Genomic DNA, 18,026 nt, shown 5'->3' on the forward strand with positions numbered 1-18,026 from the left:
GAATTCTTTACCACTTTTCACATCAAAAAAACTTGCCGATGCATGCTGTAAACAACAAAAGGATTACGCTGTATTTGGTATTTCACAACGTCATTTAGTAGTTTTGATTTCTCTTGCAGAGAGAGGTTTTTTTCCATATAAATTAGGTCTTATTCGGCCAAGTAAACAAATCTCTTCCATAATAGACTGTAATGTAAAAATGTATAGTGTAGATTATAACGTTATTAGAGAATTATATGTGAGGTGAAAATATGGGAAAAGGTGATGAATTTGAAAAAGTAGTTGAAAATATTTATTTACTACTTTCTAAGAAAGAGAGAATAAATGCAGAAATCCGAACGAAAGTCAAAATGGTAGGTGATGATGGTGCGACTCATGAAATAGACGTTCTTTATTCATTTGAGCATTTTGGTATATTTTATCAAGTTGGTATAGAATGTAAAAATTGGAGAAAACCAATAAATGTTAGTGAATTAAGAAATTTCGATTACAAACTGAAACATATTGGTGGAATTAATGGTGTATTTATTTCTGCAGAAAGTGAATTTCAAAATGGCGCTTGTAAGGTATCAGAGTATAATGGAATTAAATTGATAAAATATGATGATTTTGATACTTTTGCTATGTCTGAATATACTAAGTACTTAAAACCTGATTTCAATACAATAGGAGATCCTTTTTGGATGTTAATGAATACAGATGGTAAAACATCTATAGAAAAAAACAGCGTATTATCAAATAAGATTTTATTATTTTCAAGTAAAAAATTGGCTGAAGATTATAAGCATAAAAAATTCGACCAGAAATATAATATTATTGTTGTTGGAGTTTCACAGGAACATTTAAAAGAAATAAAAAAAATTCATGAGTATGATAAGATTTGTGTGTATTTGATAGATTTTACTTTAGAAATTACGGAATTAAGTCAATGGGATATAGATTTATATGTACGAAAGGATTAGAGGAAAGCTGGTTAAAATTTTTAAAATGGATGAGGAACTATGAAATGGATATAATTAATATAGAATATTGATATTCTTCAAAATAAAATCCGAGATAGGAAAGATAAATGAGAAAATACAATAGAATCTTATTTTTAGAAAATGTTAAAGTAAGAGTATAGTTTTATAAAATAGCCTAATTGAGATTTGCAAAGATCGAGTGTATAGAAAAGATGTAAGATAAGTAAAATCAGCATTTTTACAAAAGTAATGATAAATTTAGAATTAGCCTAAAAGTCTCACGTCGAGAGTGTCGTATTGATGTCGAAGGCTGATTAGGTGGGTGCAAGTTAGCCCTTATGTAGCAGGGGTTTGCAGGGTCTATCGTTAAAAGGTTTAATGCGAAGCGGCTTTAAGCTGGGTTTTCGCGGTTTTTGAGCGCAGTTTGGCTGTTTGAGGGAAGATGTCAACGCTCTGGGGTCGAGTGCACAGGATGTTAACGTTAAAAAGTGCACCCACTTTGCACCCAGGTTGCGAGGTGGGATTATGTGTCTATAGTACTTTAATTTTGAGCCACTCGTGCAATTGAAAATTGAGCCATCCCTTCCTCTTTAGGGCAATAGTTCTAGGAGGTGTATAGGAAATGATAACAATGATAGACACACAAAATAAGCACTCTTCATAACAAAGGTATCTCGCAAAGAAAAAGAGCAGATGATTTAGGCATTTCTAGGAATACAGTAGCTAGCTATATAAAAAATACGACTCGCTTAGCGCTATTCTTTTCACATCTGAGAATTTGTCTAAAGAACAGCTACATGGTTTGACGATCTTATAGACAACCTTTAAGAACAAGAGATGAAAGGCATTGGCCCCAAGCAGGGCTTTTGCTCGTAGTAGATAGAAACGATATGGACGCAAGTAAGCGTTTTTTTTATGCTTAGGTGTCAACCACACATTGCTATACGCAAAATTAGAAAGAAAGTTAAACAAAATTAAAAAGAAGAAGGTTAATATTGAATATTATTAGAAAATAGGTTATTATAAAAGAGAAAGGAGTATGGTAATGAAGAATGATTGGATATTTAATCTCGATGATAATGAAATAGCATTTATCAAGCAGTTCATTTTATCATCTGGATCATTGAAGAGCATGGCTAACTATTACGATAGTTCCTACCACATAATCAGGAATAATCTCAATCAATTAATTGAAAAAGTAAAGCTTATGGAGGTGGATGAAGATCCGTACGTGAAGTTCATTAAGTCTTTAGCTTTGCAAGATAAATATGATTATGAGACTACGAAGAAACTGATTGATAAATACAATGAAAGGAGGCAAGCAAATGAATAGAGAGTTATTGCTTCTTTACTTGGTGATTGGTATTGTTTTAGCCGGACTTGAAATTTACTTTGTTAAAAGCAGACGAGTAAATAAATGGATTCTACCTAGTATTGTTTGGGTTATTACGATTGCTGTAGCCATCCCATTTTCAGTGAATTTTGGTGCTTTTTCTTCGTTATTGCAGGCTGTCGTTTTGGTAGGCTTTTATATGGAAGATTGGCTTCATAGAAGGAATAGTGAGGACGAAAAATTCAAGATAAAGAACTTAGGATAAAATATCATTCGAAAATTTATCTTGATAGTTTAAAGCGGTAAATCGGAAGGTTTACTGCTTTTTTTTGAAAGGGCACAAGTAAGCGTTTTTTTTCATGCCCTGAAACACGGAAAGGAGGGATAGCATTGGCAAAATACCAAGTTACAAAATTCAAAAATGAAGACTCAACATATAACAAAGCCCTAACAGACTATGCCGTCAGTTTCATCGAATGCCTATCCCACACCAAGGGAACATGGGCAGGAAAACCATTCAAGCTACGAGCCTGGCAGGAGAAAATCATCAGGGACTTGTTAGGTGTTATTAAGCCGAATGGTTATCGTTAGTTTAATACCGCGCATATTGAAATACCTAAGAAAATGGGTAAGAGTGAGCTGGCTGCTACTGTTGCACTTCTTTTATGCTGTTGGGATAATGAGGAGCGTGCGGAAGTTTATGTTGTGCGGCGGACATGCAAACGAGTTAATTCTTCCCGGCAATTGTTTGTTACCCGGGGGGTGAAATTTTAATTGGTTAGTTACAGGGGTGAAATTATCATAGATTAATAGCACAGAACTAATACAAAGTACTTGAAAGTAAGGCATTCCTAGTTTATACTACTCATATCGACGCAACCGTCGGTATAACCGTGCTGTGGCGCGTAACGCGCAGGAACGGCAAAAATGATGCCGACATGGGAGAAAAACAGCTTAATATGTGGGTTATGTAGTGCAGACAAACTAACGTACGTACGTACGTGATGCGATAGCGTGCCGTTCTGACGCTGCACACGCCAACAGTGAGGAGGTGCCCTATGGTTCGTAATAAGCGCCTGAGCTTTGATGAGCGCAAACAGCAAATCAAGCGCGCGGCGGCACGTATTTTTACGGAAAAGGGCTTTGAAAATACCACGATGGAAGATCTTGTGAAAGAAACCGGTCTTTCAAAAGGCGGCCTGTATCACTACTACAAAAATACAACCGGCATACTGTATGACATCATGCTTGACGGCATCGTATACCGCAACAAAGTTATTATGCGATCGATAGCAGACGGCAGCCGGTGGAGCATAGAATTTCTTGCAGAAGAAATGGCAAAAAAGGCTGTTGATGCGAACGAACTGATGCCCGTTTACGTTGAATTACTGCTGGCTAAAAAGAGAAACTCCCGGCTTGAAGAAGTATATAAGCAACTTGAGCGCACGACGTTTGAATTGTTTGAAGCGCAGCATATCGACACCAAATCATTCGGGCTTACTTCAAATCAGGTTACGTTTATGACATTTTTTGTAAATGCAATTATTCTTTCCGCAAATGTGCTGAAGGAACATGCGCTCGTGCAAAGCAATCAGGCACTCATCAAAGAGATGTTCTTATTCATTCTGAAGCAAATTGATTCCGGGAACGGCACGTCGCGAGCCGAAAGTGCGCACGCGCAGCAACAGTGCAAGTCGCGCCCGCACGTAATATCTTCCCCGTCGGCAAAGGAGCCCTTATGAATACTTACCGAAAACTGTTTGCCTACATTCCCCGGCTTAAAGGCTTGGCCATACTGGCAGTTATTATATCGGGCGCATCATGCGTCTTTATTACAGGTGGATACTACACCATCTATCGTTTTTTGCACGCGCTTATCGTTGACAGCAACCTGCAGCGCGCGCAAAGTTTTGCGTTCGTGATTGTGCTTTTGTTGCTGGCAGGAAGCATATTTCTAGGAATTTCTGCGCTCATAGCGCATCACGTGGGTTTCAGCTTAGAAACCGCGCTGCGCAAACGTGGCGTTGAAGGGCTGAGCACGGCAAGCTTCAGGTTCTTTGATACCCATTCATCAGGCACTATTCGTAAAACCATCGATGACAACGCAGCGCTGACGCACACGATTGTAGCGCACATCATCCCCGATGCCACCAGGGCATTCCTGATGCCTATTTTTATCATTGTTGTAAGTTTCTTGGTAGGCATACGTGTTGGATTATGCGTTACCATCCTTACGCTTGTTACGGGAGGCATCCTGGCAAGCATGATGGGCGGCAACCAATTTATGAAAGTATATCAGGACGCACTTGACAAGCTATCAGCGGAAACGGTTGAATACATTCGCGGAATTGCCGTCATTAAAATTTTCGGCGTGTCAATTAGTTCGATGAAAAAGCTGTTCACGCTTATTCACACCTACTCCGATTACGCGTACCAATACTCGAAGCATTGTAAAAAAAGTTACGTTTTATATCAGTTGCTGTTCTTTGGTGTGGCGGCAATTCTTGTTATCCCGATTGTATTTTTCTTACCTGAACTGGGAAGCCCTTCTATCCTTGCGCTTGATTTAATAATGGTGCTGTTCTTGTCGGGTGTGATGTTTGCCGCATTCATGGGCGTCATGTACATTGGTATGTTTGCGTTCCAAGGCAACTACGCGGTTGATTCGCTTGAAGCGCTGTATAAACAAATGGCTGATGAATCCATGCATTTTGGAAACGAAACGCATTTTGCGCACCACTCCATCGAGTTTAAGGACGTGTCATTTTCCTACGGCGACAAACGCGTTCTTCAAGATTTGTCGTTCACGCTTGAGGAAAACAAGATATATGCGCTGGTGGGTGAGTCGGGCTCGGGCAAGTCGACCATTGCGAAGCTTATTTGTGCATACTACCCGCTTGATTCGGGCGCGCTGCTCATTGGTGGAAAGCCGCTTTCCTCCTACACGCAAGAGGCGCTCATCCGCGAAATTGCCTTCGTGTTTCAGGACGCCAAACTGTTCAATGACACGCTGTTCAACAACGTTCACTGTGCTAAGCGCGATGCATCGCATGAAGAAGTAATGGCAGCGCTGTCGGCAGCGGGGCTTGATAGCGTCATCAACAAGCTGGAAAAACGCGAAAATACGCTTATTGGAACGAAAGGCGTGTACCTGTCGGGTGGCGAAACGCAACGCGTTGCCATTGCGCGCGCCATCTTGAAGAACGCACCCATCGTCATTATGGATGAAGCGTCGGCTTCTGTTGACGCCGATAACGAATACGAACTGCAAAAAGCGTTCAAGCAGCTGATGCGCGGCAAAACGGTAATCATGATTGCACATCGCTTGTCGTCCATCACGGGCGTTGACGAAATTTTGCTTGCTGAACAGGGAAAAATCGTCGAACGCGGCTCGCACGCGCAGCTTATTGCGCAAAACGGAAAGTATAAACGGCTTTACACGCTCTATACGCAGGCCAATGAATGGAGAGTGGGCAATGAATAAGTTTTTGAAACAGTTTTTGAAACGCAGCTTCGCCCTAACTGACCGGGGAGTTCACGGCGCTCTGAAGGCGGGCATGTTCAGCTTCTTGGTATTTGTTATAACGATGTTCCCGGCAATGCTGCTGTTGCTGTTGGTTGATCAGCTGCTACTGCAGCATGTGCACGACACGCTTACCTACGTGCTGTTTTCGCTGATTACGCTTATTGTAATGGAAGTGTTGCTAAGCTTTGAATATGAATCGCAATACAACGAAACTTACAAGGAAGCGGCTAACTTGCGCATCGAAATTGCGCAGAAGCTCTCGCAGCTTGAGATGTCGTATTTCTCGAAGCACGACCTTGCCGATCTTGCGCAAAGCATTATGGCCGATGTAGCGGCAATCGAGCACGCAGGCAGCCACGCCATTCCCACAGCACTTGGGTTTTGCCTGTTCTTACCCCTTATTACGATACTGATGCTTATCGGCAACTGGAAAATGGCGCTGCTTGCTATTGTGCCAACCTTGGTGTCGTTTGGGCTGATTGTGCTGGGGAAAAACTACGCACGTGCGCAGTTCAACAAATATTACGTGCGCCTGCGCGAAAATTCGCAAGCGTTTCAAGAACGCATCGAGATGTCGAAAGAAATTACCGCGTTCAACTTAACAGAGCACGTCAAAACCAGTTTATACGCGCGGCTTGAAGATTCGCAGCGCGTGCATTGGAAAAGCGAACGCAATGCGGCGTTCCTGATAATGGGCTCGGAAATTTTTGGCCACTTCTCGCTTGCATTTACGATTGTGGGCGGCATTTTCCTTATGCAAACGGGAGAAATTTCGATATTGTACCTGATAGGCTACGTGCTTGCTGCCATGAAAATCAAAGAAGTGGTTGATGCGAACATGGAGTTTTTCATGGAAATTTTCTACATCAATTCGGCAGTGGAACGCATCAACGAAATCCGCAATGCAAAGGTGCTCAGCGGGCGCGATGTGAATTTCTCGTCCTTCGACATGAGCATCGAGCACCTGAATTTCTCGTATGATACCAACAAACCGGTGCTTAAAGACGTTAGCTTTACGGTGCCGCAAGGCAGCGTATGTGCGCTGGTTGGAGAATCCGGATGCGGCAAAACGACGCTCTTGCACCTGATAGCGCGCCTGTACGACTTCGATTCGGGCAGCATTTCCATTGGCGGCGTGAACATTAAAGACGTGTCGGCTGAAAGTCTGTATCGCAACTTGTCGATTGTGTTTCAAGATGTCGTGCTGTTCAACACAAGCGTTCTTGAAAACATTCGCATTGGGCGTGAAGACGCAGACGATGAGGAAGTAAAGCGTGCCGCACGCCTTGCGCAGTGCGACTTTATTGACAATCTGCCCGAGGGTTTTGATACGCTCATCGGGGAAAATGGCCAGCAACTTTCGGGCGGTGAACGCCAGCGCATCTCCATTGCGCGCGCGTTTTTGAAAAATGCACCAATTCTGATTTTGGACGAAATTGCGTCGAGTTTAGATGTTGACAATGAGCGAAAAATTCAAGAATCGCTGAATGAGCTGATGAAAAACAAAACAGTCATCATCATTTCGCATCGCATGAAGTCGATTCAGAACGCAGCGCGCATTGTGGTGCTGAAAGAGGGCCACGTTGAAGCGTGCGGCACGCATAGCGAGCTGCTTCGTACCAGTTTAAGCTACCAAAAGCTGATCGAGAAAACACAGGCGGCAGATGAGTTCGTATATTGAGGCGGCGCGCACCACAGCGCCACGCGCGGCAGATGGGTTCGTGCGATTCGTATAGTAAGGAGATTGTTATGAAACAACAGAACAATAGTACAACAAAACAACAGCGTAAATCGCTTATGTTGAAAGATTTAGTTCTTATTGGTATTTTCGATGTGATTTACCTTGTCATTATCATGGCATGCGACTGTATGGGAATTGTGTCGATTTTGTATTTGGTCTACCCCACCATTGCCGCCATTATTGCCGGGCCATTGGTGCTGCTATTTATGGCAAAAGAACAAAAAGCGTTTGCGTTTGCAATTTTTGGCATTATACCGCCCGCTCTCACGTTCTTGCTGGGCAACACGTACGTTGTTTTGGTGATTGTCATTATCACGACCCTGCTTGCCGAAGTGCTGCGCAAAATTGGCAACTACTCAAGCTTCACATGGAACACGCTGGCATATGCAGTGTATTCGCTGTGGGTACCCGGCGTATTAAGCCAGATGATTTTTGTGCGCGAGCGTTTTCTTGAACTGTGTAAGCCGATGGGAGATGCTTATATAGCGCAGCTAGTTCAAATTCTTACATGGCAAAGCTTGATTTTAGTAACGATCGGGGCAATCATGGGAGCGATTATCGGGGCGCTTATCGGTAAAAAGCTCTTAAAGAAGCACTTTGTAAAAGCCGGAATTGTTGCATAAAAATGGCTATTCACATGCGTATATCAACCAAGAACGAAAGCACCAACGCCCCATCGTGCGAAGCTGACGCGCAAGCAGCCGCAGAAATCGTCCGTTCGTTTTGTGACTCGCACGCGCATCCGTTCAACCCGAACCCCATCAGCAAATGCGTGGTGCTGGTGCTGGCAGGGCTGTGCGTCTTTAAGCACCTTCCTACCGAAATTCCGCTGTTTATTACGCTGCTGGTGTTTCTGTATCTGAACGGCTATCGCGCAACCGTGCTGAAAGCGCTGATTGTGTACACGCTGCTCAGTTTTGTGCCGAATTTTGACGCACTTTCGAGTCTGCCTGATGTGCTGAAGATATTCTTGTGTGTCGGCTTGGTGATAAAATTGTTCATGCTGCCGTATTTAGCAGGAAAGTTCCTGGTGAAAGGTTCAAGCGTGAGCGCCATCCTGTCCTCGCTTTACCTGCTGAAAGTACCGCAATGCGTCTCAATTCCCCTGGCGGTGATGTTTCGCTTTTTCCCGGCGTTCAAAGAAGAAAGCGCCGCCATTACCACCGCTATGCGCATTCGCAACATTTCTAAACGCCACCCGGCACGCTATTTAGAGTACGTATTCGTGCCGCTGATGATTGTGTCGTGCAATCTTGCCGACGACATTACCAAAGCCGCAGAGTGCAAAGCCATATCCAACCCCGGCACCAAAACGCGCTACACCACCGTTCGTTTTCGCGTTGTTGATTTTGTGTATATGGGCATTGTTGCGGCACTAGTTGTAGGAGGGATTGCATGCTTACACTGCACAATCTAAGTGTGTTTTACGATGAAAACCAGGTGGTTCATGCTATCAACCTTAACGTATCGCCAGGTGAATGCGTTGTTTTGACGGGCGAAAGCGGAAGCGGAAAATCGAGCATCATAAATGCCATAAACGGATTAGGCGCGCGTTACGATAACGCGCGCATCGAAGGCACCATCGCCCTTGATGGCGACGAGCTTACTCAAAAGCCGATATATGAAATTGCAATGCTTGTATCATCAGTATTTCAAAATCCCAAAACGCATTTTTTTAATGTTGATACAACACAAGAGCTTCTGTTTTTTCTCGAAAACACAGGAGTGTCTAAAAAGGATATGCAGGAGCGGTTACAAGAGTTACTTTCTCTTTTTCCGATTGCCCATTTATTAAATAGAAATATTTTTGAACTTTCAGGTGGCGAAAAACAAATTTTATGCCTGGCAAGCTCCTATATTGCAGGTTGCAAGCTTATACTGCTTGATGAGCCTACATCAAATTTAGACCATACTTATATTGAAATACTTGCTAATATGCTTCGGCGTTTAAAAGAACAGGGTATTACGTTGCTTATTGCTGAGCATCGTTTGTATTACCTACGCGAAATACTTGATAAGCTTATTCATATTGAAAAGGGAGAAATAAAACACTGTTATACACAAAGTGAATTTATTCGCTTGAGTACAGATGAGTTGCATGCGCTTGGGCTGCGAAGCAATGTTGACGAGGCGCTCTCGTTGCCTGAATTGCCCCCATACACAATAGAAAATTGTCCAACACTACGTATAGACAATCTCAAATTAAGCTTTGAAAAGCAATGCAATCTTCATGTAAGCAATCTTGCCTTTCATACGAACTATATTTATGGCATTGTTGGAAAAAACGGTTGTGGTAAATCAAGCTTTATTAAAAGCCTTATTGGTGTTATGAAACAATCAAAAGAAACAGTGTTTTACCGGGATAAACAGTGCAATAAACGAAAGAGGATTTCGCTATCATCACTAGTAATGCAAGATGTAAACAGCCAGCTTTTTAGCGAATCTGTTGAACATGAGCTAACACTTACGCAAAAAAACATATCGGAAGTTTCCCTAGACTCTATATTAGAGCAACTTAATATCCGTGAATTCAAAAATGTGCATCCCATGAGTTTATCCGGGGGTCAAAAACAGCGTGTTGCTATTGCTACCAGCATAGTTGACGGAGCGGCGCTCATGTATTTTGATGAACCAACCAGTGGCATGGATTATAAAAACATGCTTGCCATATCGCACTGCATTCAATCACTCAAAAGCCAAAAACGCATTATTTTTATCGTTTCGCATGATGTGGAATTTCTTAATATCACGTGCGATTATATTCTAAATATAGAGCGTTTCTCTACACGGCAATTGCAGTGAAGTAATACTGTTGTGGTGTTTTATGTCCGCTAATTTGAGAAATCACACGAAATAGAGTTCGGCATATTCTAAAAATGCTTTTAAATGTTGGAGTATCAGGCTTGGTGGTTATTCCGGAAACTAAGGTTCCTGAGTTTAAGAAGTTGCTTGTTTGGGATTATACCGAATATGCAAACTATAGAATAGTGATTGTCCAAACGCATGAATGAAAACTAGCTAAACACTTGAATGAAAGCTCGCCAAATACACGAATAAAAACCGGATAAATGCTTGAATGACTGATGAAGTTCACCTATTATCACTATAGAGATAAGAATGGTTTAGAATGTGATGCGGTGATTCATTTAAGAAATGGGTCTTATGGTCTAGTTGAAATTAAGCTCGGTGGAGATAAGTTGATTGAGGAAGGTGCAAAGACTTTAAAGGATTTAGCCTCTAAAATAGACACTGAAAACATGCCTAGACCTTCATTTATGACAGTTTTATGTGCCAAAGCGTCTTTTGTTTACAAAAGAAATGATGAATTAATCGTATGAAGTGGATTTTCTTATTCTAAGCGCAGTCAACAGAGGCTCCATACCATTTCTTTTCCTCGCCATATTTGCTATAAGTGTATATATCATTCCAGGAATCTTATTCATGTAAATTGTGTTGCAATATGCGATATAATAATTTGTTATATGTGTATGGAGGTTGATTGATATGGCCGTTACTAAGACAGCGAACGTTAATGTAAGAATACCAGAAAATATTAAGCAGCAGGCGGAGCAGATTTTGGAAACTATTGGAATTTCCAGGGCTACTGCTATTGATATGTTTTATCGTCAAATCATTCTTAATAAGGGTATTCCGTTTTCGCTTACTATTCCAAAGTCGCTTCCGGCACAAGCTGATATGGATGAGAAAACGTTTAACGCGTTGATGTCTAAAGGCTATGATCAGGCGGTTCGTGGCGATAGTTATCCGATAGATGATGTTTTTGAAGAGCTTGAACGCTGATGAGCAGCCGTGGGGTGAGCTTGGCTTTAGGAAAATACGCGTAAAAAATTATTACGTTTACTTTTGGTTTGATGAGAATAGAAAAGAAGTCCAAATATTCGCGGTTATTTACGTGAGAAGAGACCGGGTTAAGCAACTGGAACAATTCCAATATTATAATGTACTAATTAGTACAAACCTCTTGATTTTCTGAACAATTTTTAGTACAATAGTACATGAAGAAGTCAGGGGAAAGCATGAATCCATATTATAATCAAAACTACACTAGAAAGCAGATTGAAGATGTTCTTTCGACGATAAAAGAATGTATTAATGCCGGTCGTTTTAATATCGCAATGAATGAAAATCGTCAGGAGAATATAGATTTCATCAACGAATACAACATTTATCCAAGTAAGAGAAAAGAAATCTTAATGCAAATTTCAGTTGATGATTTTTGTCATAGTCTGAAAAATATAAATATAAAATACGATAAAGAAGTTCTTTATGTTTTTGTTCCTAGAATAACATTGGCTAATGCGTTGGGAAAACAAGAGTTGGTAGACATGTATACGAAGTTTAACGTGATTAAAGGTAAGAATGGAAGAAGAACAATTGTGATCTCTTTTCATAAGCTTAATAAGCCTATTAGCTATTTGTTTAGATAGAGAGTTTTAAAGGAGAAATTATTATGAGTGTAAGAGTTGTATTTTGTGAAGAATGTAGAGATGAAGTTTCGTATACTGTTGAAGAAAAGGAGATGACTGGAACTATTCGTGGCGTTCAGTATCACTATATTGGCAGGGAAGCAAAGTGTGCTAATTGTGGAGCATATGTAGATGTTGAAGAAATTAGTGAATCTAATTTGAAAGCGCTTTACGATGTTTACCGAAAAGAGAACGGTATCGTTTCTCTTGAAAAGATTCGAGCAATTCCTGAACGTTATGATATTGGTAAGCGTCCACTGTCAATACTTTTGGGATGGGGAGAACACACGTTTACTCGTTATGCAGATGGCGATATACCGACTCGGCAATATTCTGAAACTTTGAATCGACTATTTGATGATCCTGCTTATTATCTGAGTATTTTGGAGGAAAATAAGGGTCGATTGATGTCTCAGCAGACTTACGAGAAAAGTTATAAAGCTGTTTCGGCTTTGATTGGCAATAATGGCATGCTTGATGGGAAGATAAGTGAAGTTGTTGCATATCTTTTAAATCAGTGTGAGGATATCACGCCATTAGCGTTGCAGAAGAGTCTTTATTATATCCAGGGATTCTTCTATGCATTTTTCAAAAAGTACATTTTTGTTGAGGATTGTGAAGCTTGGGCGCATGGGCCTGTTTACAGGGATATTTATGCGAGGTATTCGGATTATCATTTTGATCCGATTTCAAAGGTTGAATCATTTGATTCTTCTATATTTACCGCTCAGGAGAAGGCTATTTTAGATAGTGTGATCCAAAATATTTGTTGTTATAGTGGAAAGATTTTGGAAGACTTCACACACAGTGAGTCTCCGTGGATTAATACTAGGGGAGATCTTCCAGATGGTGCTTCTTCAAATAAGATTATTGATAAACATATGATTGGGGATTATTTTATGAAAATCAAAGAGCAGTATGGCATGAATTCTCCTAGAGATATTCAGTTGTATACGAAAGCTGTGTTTGCCAGTCTGTAAGGATTTGTTGAAATATTAAATAATGATCCGTGGGAGGAATAGTTGTGAATAAGTTTGAATTGTTTTCTATGATTTATTACGTGTTAAATCATTATTGGAAAGAAAATAAAAGTGAAGAATTGGCTTCATTTTTAAGCAATATGAATCCTGTTTTATCTGATGATATTGGCTCTGCTGTTCCTTCTATGTGTGCAAAGTATAGTTTGCTAGTAAATGAAGAAATTAGCATTGATAATAGTTTTAGTGTTGCTTGTAAGTATGTTAAAAGTTTAGGTTTGCAGTCTGTGACGGATGCGTTTGCTTGCGTTTGTGAAGATGCTTGGAAAGCGCGGTGCGTGAAATACATGTCATCAAGTCATAAAGGGCAAAATATTTAGTGCGTGAAGCAATTTTTTTGCCGTGCGTCTTTTACGCGCAAAAGTGCAAGTTGACCATTTTGGGCGTAATTTTAAAGTTGAACTTGAAATTTACGCCCATTATTAGAACATCACGGTTTCCGGTCAACAAGCGAATATTGCATGGGTTTTGTGTTAAGAGAATGGATATCATGCTTAAAATCAAGCTATCAAGCCAATCTTAAACCTTTTAACGATAGCCCCTCCTATCGTGAAAAAGTGCCCCCACTTTGCACCCGGCTGGTGAATGATAATTTAGCTGCAATGATCAAGACTATCTACGAGTATTGATTTGTACAGTTCGAGTTTCCAGATAGAAATGGAAAGCCGTATAAATCCTCAGGCGGAAAGATGGTATGGAACGAGCAACTAAAAAGAACCATTCCCCAAAGTTGGGCTGTGGCATAAATAATCCATTATGTGATCCTATTAAACCGGCATTAAACTTTTCTCTGAAAAAACTTACTTAGCCACAGCTGATGTTATTGGTACATCGAAATGTACTGAGAGGTATTTTGAATATATAGCCTCATTTATTGACAATGATTACTTGGAAACATTAAAAGATCAATTTGCTCATGGTGCTACGCAAGAAGCGGATAATAGAACTTTGGATCTCTACCATTCTGCATCAAGGCAAAGCTATCAGTTAATCGGTTCTGCATTGATAGAAAATAAACATCTTGAATCTCTCCGTGATTGGCTTTTAACTATGCTCATGAACGGACAGGCACAATCGAAGAATAGGCAGCTAAATTATCATTTCTCTATCCATTACTTTCTTCTCCTTAATCTATAAATTTCAATTAACAAAGCGACTGAACTTATATTTCAATCGCTAAAAGTCTCATATATTAAATTGTTTTAAGTGGGGATTCTTATCTTTACCATTTTTACGTCCTAATTTTGAGTATAAAAAAGACGATAGAGCTTTAACTGTCTATCGTCTAATACCTTCACTATGATATTTTTAAATCTTTTTTGACCAATATGCTTTTAGTAATTTAGAAAATATTATTTGTACAAATGCAACTATTATTAACGCTAAAAAGGCTTCATAACTTACATATGCTATAATTAAAGAAACTATTACAATAACCATTGAAAATAAAGGTATTATATTTGATCCTGACTTCATCTTTATTAATATCATTCTTTCATCGGTTTCTTTAGTATACATCTTCTCCAATATATCTCTATTTCTATATGCTCTACTAAGCATTGACAGGTAGAATACAGATACAAGTTCAAGTCCAATAAAAAATCCTACTACATAATCTGTCACATCTTCTTTTAATGGAAATTTATATTTTAAGTAAAAATTTCCAATAATAACTGTGAGTAAGGCAACCATACATAATAAGACTAAGATACTAATTCTAAATCCTATTTCTTTTTTATATTTTTCTAATTTGTTCATATTAATCATCCTCCTCTATACTAAATATTTCTTCAATACTCATATCAAAAAACTTAGCAATTTTAAAAGCCAATGGCAGTGACGCTATATATTTTCCAGTTTCAATGGAAGTAATAGTCTGTCTTGTTACTCCAACTTCATTTGCCAATTCTTCTTGAGTTATTTTATGCTGTTTTCTTAATTGAGAAATTGCATTTTTCATTTTCCTCCTCCAATAGCAAGCTCACTTTACATGCAAAGTATAGTTCGCTTTGCTTTTTTTGTCAAGCTTACTTTGCTTTTTATAATTTCTTAAACTAAAAAGACGAGAGATTTTTACTGTCTATCGTTTGTTGCTAAATTCAATCCTATAATTAGTTTTTTATATTTTTTATTTTTAATACCTTAGATTTTGAAATTAATTTAGCTTTATCCCTATTTTCAAAAAAATCTTCACCATCAAACAAATTCTTTTTATCATAATCTTCAAGTAACTTGTAATTCTTGAAAAGGAAGCACAAGTCGTAAGAAGAATTTATAGAGAATATTTAGAAGGAGCAAGCCTTAGAGATATAGCGGAGGGTCTTGAAAAAGACGGTGTTAAAAACGGTGCCGGGCATTTAAAATGGCACTTGTCTAATATTAAAACCATCTTGCAAAACGAAAAATATATTGGTGATGCTCTTTTACAAAAAACCATCACGACAGATTTTATTAACCATGTTCGTATAAAAAATGATGGAACAGAACCACAGTATTATGTAAAAGATAGCCACGCGTCTATTATTCCAAGAGATATTTTCTTTAAAGTTCAAGAAGAAATGGTAAGACGAGCCAACATGTTTAGTGGTGAGGAGAATAAAAAAAGGAGAGTTTATTCCAGTAAGTACGCTTTATCCAGCTTATGTGTTTGTTCTAAATGCGGGGATGTTTACAGAAGAATTGCTTGGAACAATCGAGGAGTGCGTTCTGTTGTTTGGCGTTGTTGTACCAGATGGGAAAATGGTCCTAGTGCTTGTGATGCTCCGACAGTAAAAGAGGAAGAGCTGCAGTCTGCTACAGTGAAAGCCATAAACAAGGTGTTTAGTATACCGGATGAAGTATTGGATACGTTGAATAACAATATTAGAGAAATTATCGCGGGCAACAACTTAAGCGAGCTTGAAACGGTTGATAAAAAAATTGCAGACAAACAAGCGATACTACTAACCTTGCTTAAAGCTAAAAAAGACTACACGAAAATAGCCAACGAGATTGATGAGCTTAAAGGTAAGAAACAGCAGCTTCTTATAGAAAAAGCAGGTCAAGAAGATGCTAAAAGACGAATCAGAGAAATGGAAGATTTTCTGAAAAGTGAGCGTCACGATATTAGTGAGTATGACGAGAAGCTGGTAAGAAAGTACATCAAGAAAATAAAAGTTTACGAGGACAGGTTCAGCGTAACTTTTAAATCAGAGTTTAGTGTGGATGTTGAAAGGGCATCGTAAAAGCCAAAAGAATGTGAGCGTTTGAAATGTTACAAAAGTCAGCCTAGGGGAATCATCTCTAGGCTGTTTTTGTTTTTATGCTCAAGAATCAAGCTATTAAGCTAATCTTAAACTTTTTAACGATAGCTTTTTCTATCGTTAAAAAGTGCACCCAATATCCATAGTGTGCACTCAAAAAAGTGTAGCTATACTTGGAGTTCTCTCAATCCACGTGGAGACTGTTGTTTTGATGTCAAGGAAATAAGAACATAGGATATTTTTACTTTATTTAGAAATTTGGAGGGAATAATGATAAAGAAAATAGGAGTTGTGAGCTTATCAAGTGGTGTTTTGGGAGAAAGTTTTGTTGAGCATGAAATAAAAATAGGAATAGACAGATTAAATAAACTAGGAGTCGAAATAGAATTTTTGCCTAATTCTTTGAAAGGCATAGACTTTTTAAAAAATAATCCGGAACTTAGGGCAGATGATTTGCTGCTTGCTTTTGAAGATGACACTATTGATATGATTTTATGTGCTATTGGTGGAGAAGATACCTATAGATTAGCTCCTTATTTATTTGAAAGAGATAGATTAAAAAATATTGTTAAACAAAAACTTTTTTTAGGCTTTTCTGACTCAACAATGAATCACTTTATGCTAAATAAGCTTGGCATAAAAACATTTTATGGTCAGGCTTTCTTGCCGGATGTATGTGAACTATCTGCTAATATGTTAGCTTATACAGAAAATTACTTTTTGGAACTTATAAAAACAGGAAAAATAAATGAGATACATCCTAGTGAAGTGTGGTATGAAGAAAGGAAAGATTTTAGCAAGAAAGCTACGGGAGTAGAAATGAAAAGTCATCCTAATACCGGTTTTGAGCTTTTAAGAGGCAATCCTATATTTAGTGGAAAAATTTTAGGCGGATGCATAGAAACAATATATGATATGTTCGATAATTCTAGATTTAACGATACAGTAGAAATTTGTAGCAAATATAATTTATTTCCTACCCTTGAGGAATGGAAGAATAAGATTTTACTAATAGAATCAAGCCAAGAAAAATCAAAACCCGATTTATATAGGAAAATGATACTTACTCTAAAAGACTACGGTTTATTTGATGTATTAGCAGGAGTATTAGTAGGAAAACCTCAAAATGAAATCTATTACGAGGAGTATAAATCTATTTTATTAGAAGAAATCACTAATAAGCATTTACCAATTGTCTATAATATAAATGTTGGACACTCAACTCCAAGATGTATAATTCCTTTTGGGGTAGAAGCAGAAGTAAATGTAAGTAAACAAATTATCTCCTTTAGTTATTAAACAAAATTGAGCTAAGCTATGAGTTGTTTTTCTTTACATTTCCCTGAGTCATGTGGAGAGTGTTGTTTTGATATCTAGGGTAAAGGACTAAGACGTACAGAAAAGCCTTGAAATCAAGGGATTCCGATAATATTGCCCGGTCAAGGAAAGATGCTGTTCTCCCCGCCCTGAAAGAAAATTGGAAGACGGTGCTTATGGGAGATGCGGATGCGGCATCCCGCCAGGGAGTTAAAGATAAGGTTGATGACCTCACTTCTTTTCTGGACGGCCGGACGGAAGCAATTACTGAGTACTCGGAAACACAGATCAGAAGGCTAATCGAGAAGATAACAGTCTCTGATGAAAAACTCACTCGTTAAATTTAAATCGGGGCTGGAGATTGATGTGGAGATATAAAGG

19 protein-coding genes and 1 pseudogene are annotated in these 18,026 nt (G+C 39.0%); 18 read left to right on the plus strand and 2 right to left on the minus strand.

The features are described from left to right. Nucleotides 1–251: 251 nt before the first annotated feature. The 15 genes and pseudogenes from PYS60_RS00650 (at nt 252) to PYS60_RS00720 (ending at nt 13,406) form a co-directional block, all read left to right on the plus strand. On the plus strand, nt 252–962 hold the full coding sequence (locus PYS60_RS00650) for a restriction endonuclease (RefSeq protein WP_315569920.1): 711 nt from the start codon (nt 252–254) through the stop codon (nt 960–962). Nucleotides 963–2,007: 1,045 nt separating this feature from the next. After that, nucleotides 2,008–2,295 (plus strand): DUF2089 family protein, encoded by a 288-nt coding sequence (locus tag PYS60_RS00655; protein ID WP_315569922.1) that lies wholly within the window; start codon nt 2,008–2,010, stop codon nt 2,293–2,295. Continuing rightward, complete coding sequence (locus tag PYS60_RS00660; protein ID WP_315569923.1) at nt 2,288–2,560, plus strand: hypothetical protein; 273 nt, start codon at nt 2,288–2,290, stop codon at nt 2,558–2,560. The genes PYS60_RS00655 and PYS60_RS00660 overlap by 8 nt, the downstream gene beginning before the upstream one ends. A 119-nt stretch (nt 2,561–2,679) precedes the next feature. Beyond that, nucleotides 2,680–2,997 (plus strand): annotated as a pseudogene (locus tag PYS60_RS00665) (terminase large subunit); the annotation flags it as partial. Nucleotides 2,998–3,353: 356 nt separating this feature from the next. Further along, nucleotides 3,354–4,037 carry a TetR/AcrR family transcriptional regulator gene (locus PYS60_RS00670; protein ID WP_315569925.1) on the plus strand — a complete coding sequence of 228 codons (684 nt, stop codon included), beginning with the start codon at nt 3,354–3,356 and terminating at the stop codon, nt 4,035–4,037. Next, complete coding sequence (locus PYS60_RS00675; RefSeq protein ID WP_315569926.1) at nt 4,034–5,779, plus strand: ABC transporter ATP-binding protein; 1,746 nt, start codon at nt 4,034–4,036, stop codon at nt 5,777–5,779. The genes PYS60_RS00670 and PYS60_RS00675 overlap by 4 nt, the downstream gene beginning before the upstream one ends. A 4-nt stretch (nt 5,780–5,783) precedes the next feature. Next, a complete protein-coding gene (locus tag PYS60_RS00680) occupies nt 5,784–7,502 on the plus strand; it encodes an ABC transporter ATP-binding protein (RefSeq protein WP_315570863.1) in 1,719 nt (572 codons plus the stop codon). A 68-nt stretch (nt 7,503–7,570) separates the two neighbouring features. Beyond that, nucleotides 7,571–8,185: an MptD family putative ECF transporter S component gene (locus PYS60_RS00685; protein WP_315569928.1), complete on the plus strand. Its 615-nt coding sequence runs from the start codon at nt 7,571–7,573 to the stop codon at nt 8,183–8,185. 2 nt (nt 8,186–8,187) lie between these two features. Then, nucleotides 8,188–8,979 (plus strand): energy-coupling factor transporter transmembrane component T, encoded by a 792-nt coding sequence (locus tag PYS60_RS00690; RefSeq protein WP_315569930.1) that lies wholly within the window; start codon nt 8,188–8,190, stop codon nt 8,977–8,979. Continuing rightward, nucleotides 8,958–10,364, plus strand: coding sequence for an ABC transporter ATP-binding protein (locus PYS60_RS00695; protein ID WP_315569931.1), 1,407 nt, complete (start codon nt 8,958–8,960; stop codon nt 10,362–10,364). Before PYS60_RS00690 ends, PYS60_RS00695 begins: the two co-directional genes overlap by 22 nt. Before the next feature lie 281 nt (nt 10,365–10,645). Next, nucleotides 10,646–10,900 carry a hypothetical protein gene (locus PYS60_RS00700; protein ID WP_315569933.1) on the plus strand — a complete coding sequence of 85 codons (255 nt, stop codon included), beginning with the start codon at nt 10,646–10,648 and terminating at the stop codon, nt 10,898–10,900. A 166-nt stretch (nt 10,901–11,066) separates the two neighbouring features. Then, nucleotides 11,067–11,363 (plus strand): type II toxin-antitoxin system RelB/DinJ family antitoxin, encoded by a 297-nt coding sequence (locus tag PYS60_RS00705; protein ID WP_315569935.1) that lies wholly within the window; start codon nt 11,067–11,069, stop codon nt 11,361–11,363. A 236-nt stretch (nt 11,364–11,599) separates the two neighbouring features. Next, on the plus strand, nt 11,600–12,010 hold the full coding sequence (locus tag PYS60_RS00710; protein ID WP_315569937.1) for a hypothetical protein: 411 nt from the start codon (nt 11,600–11,602) through the stop codon (nt 12,008–12,010). Between the two features lie 23 nt (nt 12,011–12,033). Then, the gene (locus PYS60_RS00715) at nt 12,034–13,029 is read left to right on the plus strand and encodes a type II toxin-antitoxin system antitoxin SocA domain-containing protein (RefSeq protein ID WP_315569939.1); all 996 of its coding nucleotides are present in this window, start codon (nt 12,034–12,036) and stop codon (nt 13,027–13,029) included. Between the two features lie 44 nt (nt 13,030–13,073). Further along, nucleotides 13,074–13,406, plus strand: a complete 333-nt coding sequence (locus tag PYS60_RS00720; RefSeq protein ID WP_315569941.1) for a hypothetical protein — start codon at nt 13,074–13,076, stop codon at nt 13,404–13,406. A gap of 988 nt (nt 13,407–14,394) precedes the next feature. Here the strand turns inward: PYS60_RS00720 and PYS60_RS00725 are convergent. Both PYS60_RS00725 and PYS60_RS00730 read right to left on the minus strand, forming a co-directional pair. Beyond that, nucleotides 14,395–14,844 carry a hypothetical protein gene (locus tag PYS60_RS00725; RefSeq protein ID WP_315569943.1) on the minus strand — a complete coding sequence of 150 codons (450 nt, stop codon included), beginning with the start codon at nt 14,842–14,844 and terminating at the stop codon, nt 14,395–14,397. 1 nt (nt 14,845) lies between these two features. After that, nucleotides 14,846–15,046: a helix-turn-helix transcriptional regulator gene (locus PYS60_RS00730; protein ID WP_101889313.1), complete on the minus strand. Its 201-nt coding sequence runs from the start codon at nt 15,044–15,046 to the stop codon at nt 14,846–14,848. A 277-nt stretch (nt 15,047–15,323) separates the two neighbouring features. On the opposite strand from PYS60_RS00730, the gene PYS60_RS00740 reads away from it, so the two are divergent. The 3 genes from PYS60_RS00740 to PYS60_RS00750 all read left to right on the plus strand — a co-directional run bounded on the left by PYS60_RS00740 (nt 15,324) and on the right by PYS60_RS00750 (nt 17,986). Continuing rightward, entirely contained in the window at nt 15,324–16,310 is a 987-nt protein-coding gene (locus PYS60_RS00740) for a recombinase family protein (RefSeq protein ID WP_315570865.1), read from the plus strand. Between the two features lie 288 nt (nt 16,311–16,598). Then, a complete protein-coding gene (locus PYS60_RS00745; RefSeq protein ID WP_315569945.1) occupies nt 16,599–17,627 on the plus strand; it encodes a S66 family peptidase in 1,029 nt (342 codons plus the stop codon). Between the two features lie 194 nt (nt 17,628–17,821). Further along, nucleotides 17,822–17,986, plus strand: a complete 165-nt coding sequence (locus PYS60_RS00750; RefSeq protein ID WP_315569947.1) for a hypothetical protein — start codon at nt 17,822–17,824, stop codon at nt 17,984–17,986. The last annotated feature ends 40 nt before the right edge of the window (nt 17,987–18,026 follow it).

The sequence above is a fragment of the Amygdalobacter indicium genome, assembly GCF_029101545.1.
GTDB classification, from domain to species: Bacteria; Bacillota; Clostridia; order Saccharofermentanales; family Fastidiosipilaceae; genus Amygdalobacter; species Amygdalobacter indicium.

What these genes read in the sequence shown, in the direction of transcription:
- PYS60_RS00655 (WP_315569922.1), top strand. Translation starts at nt 2,008, where the DNA reads ATGAAGAATGATTGGATATTTAATCTCGATGATAATGAAATAGCATTT.
- PYS60_RS00730 (WP_101889313.1), bottom strand. Translation starts at nt 15,046, where the DNA reads ATGAAAAATGCAATTTCTCAATTAAGAAAACAGCATAAAATAACTCAA.
- PYS60_RS00700 (WP_315569933.1), top strand. Translation starts at nt 10,646, where the DNA reads ATGAAGTTCACCTATTATCACTATAGAGATAAGAATGGTTTAGAATGT.
- PYS60_RS00725 (WP_315569943.1), bottom strand. Translation starts at nt 14,844, where the DNA reads ATGAACAAATTAGAAAAATATAAAAAAGAAATAGGATTTAGAATTAGT.
- PYS60_RS00685 (WP_315569928.1), top strand. Translation starts at nt 7,571, where the DNA reads ATGAAACAACAGAACAATAGTACAACAAAACAACAGCGTAAATCGCTT.
- PYS60_RS00690 (WP_315569930.1), top strand. Translation starts at nt 8,188, where the DNA reads ATGGCTATTCACATGCGTATATCAACCAAGAACGAAAGCACCAACGCC.
- PYS60_RS00675 (WP_315569926.1), top strand. Translation starts at nt 4,034, where the DNA reads ATGAATACTTACCGAAAACTGTTTGCCTACATTCCCCGGCTTAAAGGC.
- PYS60_RS00750 (WP_315569947.1), top strand. Translation starts at nt 17,822, where the DNA reads ATGGGAGATGCGGATGCGGCATCCCGCCAGGGAGTTAAAGATAAGGTT.
- PYS60_RS00710 (WP_315569937.1), top strand. Translation starts at nt 11,600, where the DNA reads ATGAATCCATATTATAATCAAAACTACACTAGAAAGCAGATTGAAGAT.
- PYS60_RS00715 (WP_315569939.1), top strand. Translation starts at nt 12,034, where the DNA reads ATGAGTGTAAGAGTTGTATTTTGTGAAGAATGTAGAGATGAAGTTTCG.
- PYS60_RS00745 (WP_315569945.1), top strand. Translation starts at nt 16,599, where the DNA reads ATGATAAAGAAAATAGGAGTTGTGAGCTTATCAAGTGGTGTTTTGGGA.
- PYS60_RS00660 (WP_315569923.1), top strand. Translation starts at nt 2,288, where the DNA reads ATGAATAGAGAGTTATTGCTTCTTTACTTGGTGATTGGTATTGTTTTA.
- PYS60_RS00705 (WP_315569935.1), top strand. Translation starts at nt 11,067, where the DNA reads ATGGCCGTTACTAAGACAGCGAACGTTAATGTAAGAATACCAGAAAAT.
- PYS60_RS00650 (WP_315569920.1), top strand. Translation starts at nt 252, where the DNA reads ATGGGAAAAGGTGATGAATTTGAAAAAGTAGTTGAAAATATTTATTTA.
- PYS60_RS00670 (WP_315569925.1), top strand. Translation starts at nt 3,354, where the DNA reads ATGGTTCGTAATAAGCGCCTGAGCTTTGATGAGCGCAAACAGCAAATC.
- PYS60_RS00695 (WP_315569931.1), top strand. Translation starts at nt 8,958, where the DNA reads ATGCTTACACTGCACAATCTAAGTGTGTTTTACGATGAAAACCAGGTG.